General features: G+C 68.1%; 9 protein-coding genes. 4 read left to right on the plus strand and 5 right to left on the minus strand.

What is annotated here, in order from left to right; all coding sequences use genetic code 11:
• Nucleotides 1-11: 11 nt before the first annotated feature.
• On the minus strand, nt 12-998 hold the full coding sequence (locus OXQ95_RS11505; protein WP_267381651.1) for an aldo/keto reductase: 987 nt from the start codon (nt 996-998) through the stop codon (nt 12-14).
• A gap of 161 nt (nt 999-1,159) precedes the next feature.
• Between OXQ95_RS11505 and OXQ95_RS11510 the strand changes: the two genes are divergently transcribed.
• The 4 genes from OXQ95_RS11510 to OXQ95_RS11525 are packed head-to-tail and all read left to right on the plus strand — an operon-like array spanning nt 1,160 to nt 5,473.
• Nucleotides 1,160-3,331, plus strand: coding sequence for a TonB-dependent siderophore receptor (locus OXQ95_RS11510; protein WP_267381652.1), 2,172 nt, complete (start codon nt 1,160-1,162; stop codon nt 3,329-3,331).
• The gene (locus OXQ95_RS11515; protein WP_267381653.1) at nt 3,328-3,624 is read left to right on the plus strand and encodes an iron transporter; all 297 of its coding nucleotides are present in this window, start codon (nt 3,328-3,330) and stop codon (nt 3,622-3,624) included. Before OXQ95_RS11510 ends, OXQ95_RS11515 begins: the two co-directional genes overlap by 4 nt.
• Nucleotides 3,621-5,087 (plus strand): PepSY-associated TM helix domain-containing protein, encoded by a 1,467-nt coding sequence (locus OXQ95_RS11520; protein ID WP_267381654.1) that lies wholly within the window; start codon nt 3,621-3,623, stop codon nt 5,085-5,087. The genes OXQ95_RS11515 and OXQ95_RS11520 overlap by 4 nt, the downstream gene beginning before the upstream one ends.
• A complete protein-coding gene (locus tag OXQ95_RS11525; protein ID WP_267381655.1) occupies nt 5,084-5,473 on the plus strand; it encodes a DUF3325 domain-containing protein in 390 nt (129 codons plus the stop codon). Before OXQ95_RS11520 ends, OXQ95_RS11525 begins: the two co-directional genes overlap by 4 nt.
• On the opposite strand, the gene OXQ95_RS11530 is transcribed toward OXQ95_RS11525, so the two are convergent.
• The 4 genes from OXQ95_RS11530 to OXQ95_RS11545 all read right to left on the minus strand — a co-directional run bounded on the left by OXQ95_RS11530 (nt 5,380) and on the right by OXQ95_RS11545 (nt 8,008).
• A complete protein-coding gene (locus tag OXQ95_RS11530) occupies nt 5,380-5,829 on the minus strand; it encodes a response regulator (RefSeq protein WP_242098009.1) in 450 nt (149 codons plus the stop codon). The two genes, OXQ95_RS11525 and OXQ95_RS11530, sit on opposite strands and share 94 nt — an antisense overlap.
• Nucleotides 5,826-6,929, minus strand: coding sequence for a PAS domain-containing protein (locus OXQ95_RS11535; RefSeq protein WP_267381656.1), 1,104 nt, complete (start codon nt 6,927-6,929; stop codon nt 5,826-5,828). The genes OXQ95_RS11530 and OXQ95_RS11535 overlap by 4 nt, the downstream gene beginning before the upstream one ends.
• Before the next feature lie 123 nt (nt 6,930-7,052).
• The gene (locus tag OXQ95_RS11540; protein WP_242098007.1) at nt 7,053-7,640 is read right to left on the minus strand and encodes a DedA family protein; all 588 of its coding nucleotides are present in this window, start codon (nt 7,638-7,640) and stop codon (nt 7,053-7,055) included.
• Complete coding sequence (locus OXQ95_RS11545; protein WP_267381657.1) at nt 7,637-8,008, minus strand: hypothetical protein; 372 nt, start codon at nt 8,006-8,008, stop codon at nt 7,637-7,639. Before OXQ95_RS11545 ends, OXQ95_RS11540 begins: the two co-directional genes overlap by 4 nt.
• Nucleotides 8,009-8,441: the final 433 nt, after the last annotated feature.

The raw sequence follows: 8,441 nt of genomic DNA on the forward strand, positions 1-8,441 counted from the left end.
CGGCCGTTCATTCACGCATCGATCGTCGCCATGGTGGCATCCGGATAGCGCGCCCCCGACGCCGCGCCCGGCGGCAGGATGGCATCGATCCGGGCAAGATCGGCGTCGCTCAGCGTCACGGCAAGCGCGCCCACATTGTCCTCGAGATAGCGGCGACGCTTGGTGCCTGGGATCGGGACGATGTCCTCGCCCTGCGCGATCACCCAGGCGAGCGCCAGTTGTGCCGGCGTGCAGCCCTTCTCCGCCGCCATCTCGCCGATCTCGCCGACGAGATCGAGATTGCGCTGGAACGCCTCTCCCTGAAAGCGCGGGTGATTGCGGCGCGTGTCGTCGGCGGCCAGATCATCGGGCGTCCGCAACTGCCCGGTGAGAAAGCCCCGGCCGAGCGGGCTATAGGGCACGAACCCGATCCCCAATGCGCGCACCGTCGGCAGGATCGCGGCTTCCGGATCGCGGCTCCACAGCGAATATTCGGTCTGCAGCGCGGTGATCGGGTGGACGGCGTGCGCGCGGCGGATCGTCTCGGGTGCGGCCTCCGACAGGCCGAGATAGCGCACCTTGCCCGCGCTCACCAGTTCGGCCATCGCGCCGACCGTCTCCTCGATCGGCACGCCCGGATCGACGCGGTGCTGGTAATAGAGGTCGATCACGTCGAGACCGGTGCGGCGCAGGCTGGCGTCGCACGCCTCGCGGACATAGTCGGGCCGCCCGTTGATCCCGCGCGCGCCACCGTCCGCCCCGCGCACGATGCCGAACTTGGTCGCGACCGTCACCCATTCACGGCGCTCGCGCACCACACGGCCGACGAGTTCCTCGTTGGCACCCAGCCCGTACATGTCGGCGGTGTCGAGAAAGGTGACGCCGAGATCGAGCGCGCGGTGGATCGTGGCGACCGCCTCCGCCTCGTCGCGGCCGCCGTAGAAATCGGACATGCCCATGCAGCCGAGGCCGAGCTGTGACACTTCGAGGCCCTGCGAACCAAGCTTGCGCATCTTCATCGTCGATCGTCCTGTTACGCCCGCGTGGGCCTGTCGCTGCATCAATGATCGGCGGCGGCGCGGGTTGCCGATCGAACCTTGCCGTCAGGTGACTGCCGTCAAAGCTATTGCGAATGATATTCATTACCGTTAGGTGGCAGCCGACAGAAAAAGGGTCGGCGATGATGAAGTTTGGGGCGGCCGCGGTCGCGATGATGGCGGGGCAGGCGGCATGGGCGTCGCCCGTGCACGCGGATCGGCCGGATGTGGCGGCCATGCCGGCCGATCCGGCGGACCAGCAGGAATCGGGCGACGGCTCGATCGTGGTGATCGGCACCCGGCCGGTGTCGCAGGCCTCGGCGGGCACCAAGACCGACACCCCGATCGTCGACACCCCGCAATCGATCAGCGTCATCTCGGCGCGCGAGATCAGCGATCTGGGGCTTCAGAACCTCAACCAGGCGCTGCGCTTCGTGGCTGGGGTCACGCCCGAGCAGCGCGGCGCCTCTGCCGAGGTGTACGACCAGTTCAAGCTGCGCGGCTTCGATGCGCCGGTGTTCCTCGACGGGCTCTATTATGTCGGCCAGAGCGACGCGACCGGCTATGCCGCTGCGCAAGCCGACGTGTCGCGGCTGGACCGGGTCGAGGTGGTGAAGGGGTCGTCCTCGGCGCTCTACGGCAAGTCGGGGCCGGGCGGGCTCGTCAATCTGGAAAGCAAATTGCCGATCGACCGGGCATCCTATGGCGCGGTGTCGGCCACCTACGGCGATTTCGATCTCTACCGCGTCGACGGCGATATCGGGGGGCGGGTGTCGGATTCGGTGCTGTGGCGCGCCTATGGCAGCGTGAACGGCGCGCATTCGCAGCAGGATTACGGCGTGCGGCGGCGCCAGACGGTGTCCGGGGCGGTGACCCTGGGCGCGAACACGCCGACCACGCTGACGCTGCTCGCCGCCTATTCGCACGATCCGCGCAACGGCAATTACGGCGTCTTCCCGACCTATGGCACCTTCCTGCCCGATCCTGCGGGACGCATTCCGCAGACTTTCTATGGCGGCGAGCCGGGTGACTTCTTCTCGCGCGAGCAGGCGGGCGTGACCTATATCCTGCGCCATGATTTCGGCGGTGGCTGGGCCTTCCGCGCGTCCGGCCGCTACCAATATGTCCGCAGCCGGCTGGGGCTCGTCTATACGAGCGGCGTTCCGCTCACCGACACCAGTTTCGCGCGTGCATCCTATTCGACGAACGAGCATGACAATGATTGGGTGTACGACAATCAACTCACCGGCAAGGTGACGACGGGGCCGTTCGAGCATACATTGTTGTTCGGCACGGACCGGCAGGTGCTGCATTACCGCGAGATATCCGCGTTCGGCAGCGGCACGCCGATCGATCCCTTCGCCCCGGTCTATGGAACGATGCCCACGCCCGCCACGCCCGCGGCGGTGCCCGACAATTACGGCGTGACCGACGTGACGACGCGGCAGCGCCAGCAGAGCGTCTATGCGCAGGACCAGATCGCATGGCAGGGGCTTCGCCTCACGCTGTCGGGCCGGCAGGATTGGGCGCAGCAGGCGGCGACCGGCAGCGATACGCAGCATGATCGCAAGTTCACCTATCGCGTGGGTGCGCTCTACAAGACCGATCTGGGCATCGCGCCCTATGTTTCCTATTCCACGTCGTTCCAGCCGCAGGCGGCGGTGCTGACGAGCGGCGCGCTCGCCAGCCCCTCGCTCGGCACGCAGATCGAGGGCGGTATCAAATACCAGGCGCGCGATCCGCGGATCCTCGTCACCGCCGCCTATTTCGACATCGATCAGACGAACGTGCTGACCTATGATCCCGTCAGCTTCCGGGCGATGGAAGCCGGCAAGGTGCATTCCTACGGCTTCGAGGTCGAAGCCAAGGCGCCGTTGCCTTACGGCTTCGACGCGGCGGTCGCGTTCAGCCGCCAGACCGTGAAGGTGACCGAGGATACGTCCGATCCGCGCAACGTCGGACGCGGCCTGCTGGGCGTCGGCCGCGGCAACCTGTCGGCCAATCTCGCCTGGACGGGCAAGTCGGGGCCGCTCGACGGGCTGACGGTCGGCGGCGCGGTGCGCCATGTCGACAGCGTCTATGCCGGTATCTATTTCGACGGGGTAGCGCGGAGCACGCCTGGCTATACGCTGATCGATGCGCTCGCCCGCTATGATCTGGGCAAGCTGAGCGACCGGATGACCGGCGTGGAATTGTCGTTCAACGCCACCAACCTCTTCAACAAGCGCTATTTCACCAGTTGCTATGCGACCTATGGCTGGTGCTGGTACGGCAACCGCCGGACGGTGCAGGGCACGATCGGCTTCCATTGGTGACCGGGTCGCTGCCCGTCACCCGCCGCTACCGCCTGGCCGTGGCGTCGCGGGTGGCGGCGGCGGTGGCGGGGGGATATGGCGTAGCCGCGCTGTACGGGATCGCGCTGGCCGCCGCGCTGCCGCTCGATCCCGCCGATGCGGCGATGGCGGCGACGCTGCTGGCGCTGCTCGCCATGCCGGTCGCGGCCATGGCGTGTTTCTGGGTGCGATCGGCGGCCTATGCCTGGGGCATGATGGCGATCGCGGGCGCGCTCTTCGCCGGCGTCGCGCTGGCGGCGGGCTGGCGACCGTGAAGCCGGGTTTCCGCCAGGCGATGACGTGGCTCCACAATTGGTCGGGCCTGGTGGTCGGCTGGCTGTTGCTGGCGATCGCGGCGGCCGGCACGCTGAGCGTCTTCCGACAGGAGCTCGATGCTTGGTGCCATCCCGAGCTTGCCCGCGGCCCGGTCGATCAGGTCGCCGCGGCGGAGGCCGCGATCCGCTGGCTCGGCGGACATGCCGCCAAGTCTCCCTCCTGGTATCTCGATCTCGCCGATGCGCGCTCGCCCGGCACGCTGGCGTTCTGGAGCGGCGGGCCGGCGAGTGGTTTCGTTCAGCGCACGCTGTCCCCGGTGACCGGCGGCCCGGACGGCGTGCGAGACAGCCTGGGCGGCGAGTTCTTCTACCGGCTGCATTTCGAGCTGCAATTGCCCTATCCCTGGGGGCGGTGGCTCGCGGCGGCGGCGGCGATGGCGTTGCTGACGACGCTGGTGACCGGGATCGTCGCGCACCGGCGGATCTTCAAGGATTTCTTCACGCTGCGAACGCACAAGAGGCAGCGCGGCTGGCTCGATGGCCATGTCGTGCTGGGTGTCTTCGCGCTGCCTTTTCACCTGATGATCGCCTTCACCGGCGCGGTGACGCTCGCCACATTGTGGATGCCGTTCCCGGGCTTGGCCGCCTATCGCGGCGATGCGGCGGCGTTCGCGCAAAGCCTGTCTCCCGCGATCGATCGCCCGGCGACCGGGCACCCTGCGCCGCTCGTCCCCCTCGCGCCGCTGTTGCGCGATGCGCAGCGGCGATTCGGCGAGGCCGGCATCGCCACGCTGTCGATCGCCGATCCGGGCGACGCGGCGCAGGCGGTGACGGTATCGGCCGGGGAGGGGCGCGCCATCGCCGTCCAGCAGCACGACCTCGTCTATGACGGCACCACGGGCCGGTTGCTGCGCGAGCATGTCGAGCGGCGGCCGGCGGTGCGCGTCTATGACGTGCTCTACGGCCTACACATGGGGCGGTTCGCCGGGCTGGCTGCGCGCTGGTTCTATTTCCTGTCGGGGGCGATGCTTACCGCCACGATCGCGAGCGGGGCGATCCTCTGGACCGTCAAGCAGCGCCGCCACCATGGTTTCGGCTATCATCTGGTCGAGCGTCTCAACATCGGGTTCATCGCCGGCCTGCCGATCGGGTTTGCCGGCTTCCTGCTCGCCAACCGGCTGATCCCAACTGGGCTCGCGAACCGGGCCGCGATCGAAGTGCGCTGCGCCTTCGGCCTTTGGGGCGTGGCGCTGGCCTATGCGGCGCGGCGGCGGCCGGCGCGCGCATGGCCCGAATTGCTGGCCGCCGCCGCGCTGACCTGTGCGGCGGTCGTGGTGGCGGACGTGCCGATGTTCGTTCCCGACGGCGTGGCCATCGGGGTGGACGGCGTGCTGCTGCTCCTGGCGGTGGCGTTCGGCGCGACGGCGCTGCGGCTGGCGACGCGCGGACGGGCCGGCGGATGACGTTCGCGCTCATGCTCACCGGTTTCGCCATGCTGGCGGCCGGAACATGGCGTCAGTCGGCGCTGGTCTTCGGGCGCGTCCCGCCGCGCGTGCGCCGGGTGGCGCTGCTCGCCGGCGGCCATGCGGCGATCGCATCGTCGCTGGTGCGCGTGCTGGCATCGGACGATCCGTCCCGCGCGGTGGTCGAATGGGTCGGCGAGCTGACCGCCGCCGGATTACTGGTCGTGTTCGGCTGCTGGCTGTGGCAGCGCAGGGCGGACCGGGCGGCGCCCAGGAACGCCGCCCGCCGCGCTCACGTCCAGCTGGCGGCGAAGGCGGGCGAGGCGATGAAGCTCGACGGCTGCGGCGACACGGGCGGCGGTTCGCACAGACCCTCCTCGATATAGCGCATCGCCGATTTGAGGCCGTTGCGCGTGAAGGGTTTCGGGATCACGCCGTGTGCGCCACAAAAATCATCGGGGATCTTCAGCGGGTTGGCGGTCACGAACACGATGACGGTGCTGGCCCACCGATCCTGGATCACCCGGCAGGCATCCAGGCCGCTGCTGCCCTCGGCGAGCTGGATATCGACGAACGCGATCGTCGGCGCCCGCGCGGGCTGCAGCGCCTCAAGTTCGCGGACGGAGGCCGATTCCGCGACGACCTGATGCCCCGCATCCTCGACCATGGCCTCGATATCCATGGCCAGCAACGCTTCATCCTCGACGATGAGCACGTCGAACGGAGCGCGCAGCCGCTTCACGACGGATCGGCCGGGAAGCGGATCGAAACGCACATGCCGGGGGCGGCGTCGGTCCATTCCACCGTTCCGCCGATCTGTTTCGCCAGGCGCCGGATCAGCACCCGGCCGAGGCCGTCGCCGTTCACGGAGGCGGCGTCGAACCCGGGGCCGTCGTCGCGGATCGCGATCGTCGCCATTCCGTCGGCCAGCTCGGTCCGGGCGACGAGGCGGCCGCTACGCCCATCGGCGAAGGCGTGCTTGACCGCATTGGTGACCACTTCGTTGATGATGAGCCCCAATGCCGAAGCCCAGGACGACGGCACGTCCACCCGGTCGCAATGGCTGTCGACCACGACGTCCGTCCGTCCGCTCGATCCGATCACGTCCGTCACCAGATTGGCGGTGAACGCGCCGATGTCGAACCGGGTGATATCCGACGATTGATACAGCCGGCGATGGACGGTGGAGAGCGCGTCGACGCGTTCCAGCATCGCGTCCAGCTTGGCGGTGATGACGGGATCGTCGATGGTGCGTGCCTGCAGCCGCAGCAGCGAGCCGATCATCGTCAGGTTGTTCTTCACGCGGTGATCGACCTCGTGGAGCAGCAGCGTCTTGGCCTCCAGCGCCGCCTCCAGATCGGCGGTTCGCGATGCGACCTCGCGATCCACCGCGGCCTTCTGCTCGCGCATCCGCTGATGCGCTTCGATCCGATCGGTCACGTCGAGCTGCGAGGCGAAGAAGAACTGGATTTCGCCACCGTCGTTGCGCACCGGGCTGAGATACAGCGCGTTCCAGAAACGCGTGCCGTCCTTGCGATAGTTCAGCAGGTCTATGCCGATATCCTGGCCGGCTTCGATCGCCGCGCGGACCTTGGCGACGTCGTCGCGGTTGGTGTCGGGACCCTGGAGGAAGCGGCAGTTGCGGCCGATGATCTCGCCGCGTTCATAGCCAGTCAGGGTCTGGAAGGCCTCGTTGCAGAAGATGATCGGATTGTCGGGTCGGGACGGATCGGTGATGACCATCGGCATGCGCGTCGCGCGCACTGCCGCGGCGAACGGATCGGCCCTGCCATGCTCGTAATCGACCGCGTCGGTCAGATGCCAATCGTCACGCTGCTTCATCGGCCAGTCCCCTTGCCGGCCGGTCTATCCGCCCCACTCTATTCTGCAAACTCCGATCAATTGGCGACGTTCCATCCGGTCTGAACCGATGGTCTGTCATACACTTACGCAAGCGGGCCTCGATCATGACCGCGCCGAGCGCCGGCGCGACTGGAGCAGTTTCCAGCCGAGCAGCGCCGTGACGCCGATGCCGAGGACGACCCATGTAAGATTGCCGAGCAGATCGGCGATGGCTTGCACCTTGTCGCTGAACGCGCGGCCGAGCGATACGTAGAGCAGCACCCAGATCAGTTCGCCCGCCACATCGAGCACGGCGAAGCGCAGCCAGGGATAGACGGTCATTCCACTCGTGATGTTGATCCAGGGGCCGAGCGGCCCGACCAGCCAGCGGCTGAAGAAGATGCCCGGGCCACCCCATTTGCGCGAGAACGCCTCCGCCTTGGCGATCCGCTCGGCCCCCGCAACGCGCGCGGCGAGCGGCCGGCCGCCCCAATAGCCGATCGCATAGCCGATCTGGTCGCCCGCGACCGCGCCCAGCGTGCCGACCACCACCACCGGCACGAACTGCAGATCGCCCTGCGCGACGAACGAGCCGACCGCGACGAGCAGCAGCGAATCCGGAAACGGGGCGCCCGCCGAAGTGACGAGCAGGATCAGGAACAGCGCCGGCAGACCATAGCTGGTCAGCAGCGCGAGCAGTTCGCCGCTCACGGGCGCGGTGCCGGCGGCGGCGGTGCGGGCCGTGGATAGGGCGGCCGGGCATGGACGATGGCGCGCGTCAGGATCGCGGCGACGGCGGCGACGCTCTGCCCGCGCGCTGCGGCGATCGTGGCCAGGTTGCGGCGTTCGGGCGGCCCCGGATTCATGCCGAGCGCCAGGAACAGGATATGCGGGGGGACGTGATAGGAATGCGCGACATAGCCGATCGTCATCCACCCCTCGATCGGCTCGTCCTGATGCGCGTTCCAGTAGATCGCGTCGCGCACGGTGCGCGCCAGATGGAAACCGGTGAAACCGAGCGCGCCGATGAAGGCGATCAGCAGCAGCGCGCGCAGAATCCGGTCGGTGCGCGGGGTCATTGCGGACACCCGCTGTCAGTCGTCGAACGCGTCGATACCACCCATCTGCTCCTTGCCGATAATCGCGTTAACTCATGATAAGGCCGAGCCGGTCCGGTTTCCCGGAAATCTTTTCGACCCTGTCGCGGCCTTGATCCGCCCGACCGCGCAGCGGTCTCGAACATCTTCGCGTCTTAGCTCAAATACGGCCGCGCTGCTGGGGGCATCAGGTTCGCGCAAAGACGCAAAGACGCGAAGAGAAGGACTTCACGCGGAAGCGCGGAGATATTGCGGCCCACGGCTCCGCGTTCGCATCGTCCGTCGGGTATGAAGGGCCGCTGGCGCGGCCTAGTGTCGCCTCCGTGCCTTCGCGTGAACCGCATCCGCCGAACGACGCGCCCGGCGGGTGCCGGACGCGTCCGAACGGAGCGCCGCGATCAGCCCTGGGGGGCGG

It is taken from the genome of Sphingomonas sp. GC_Shp_6, from assembly GCF_026540835.1.
Lineage (GTDB): Bacteria > Pseudomonadota > Alphaproteobacteria > Sphingomonadales > Sphingomonadaceae > Sphingomonas.

What these genes read in the sequence shown, in the direction of transcription:
- OXQ95_RS11505 (WP_267381651.1), bottom strand. Translation starts at nt 998, where the DNA reads ATGAAGATGCGCAAGCTTGGTTCGCAGGGCCTCGAAGTGTCACAGCTC.
- OXQ95_RS11510 (WP_267381652.1), top strand. Translation starts at nt 1,160, where the DNA reads ATGATGAAGTTTGGGGCGGCCGCGGTCGCGATGATGGCGGGGCAGGCG.
- OXQ95_RS11525 (WP_267381655.1), top strand. Translation starts at nt 5,084, where the DNA reads ATGACGTTCGCGCTCATGCTCACCGGTTTCGCCATGCTGGCGGCCGGA.
- OXQ95_RS11535 (WP_267381656.1), bottom strand. Translation starts at nt 6,929, where the DNA reads ATGAAGCAGCGTGACGATTGGCATCTGACCGACGCGGTCGATTACGAG.
- OXQ95_RS11545 (WP_267381657.1), bottom strand. Translation starts at nt 8,008, where the DNA reads ATGACCCCGCGCACCGACCGGATTCTGCGCGCGCTGCTGCTGATCGCC.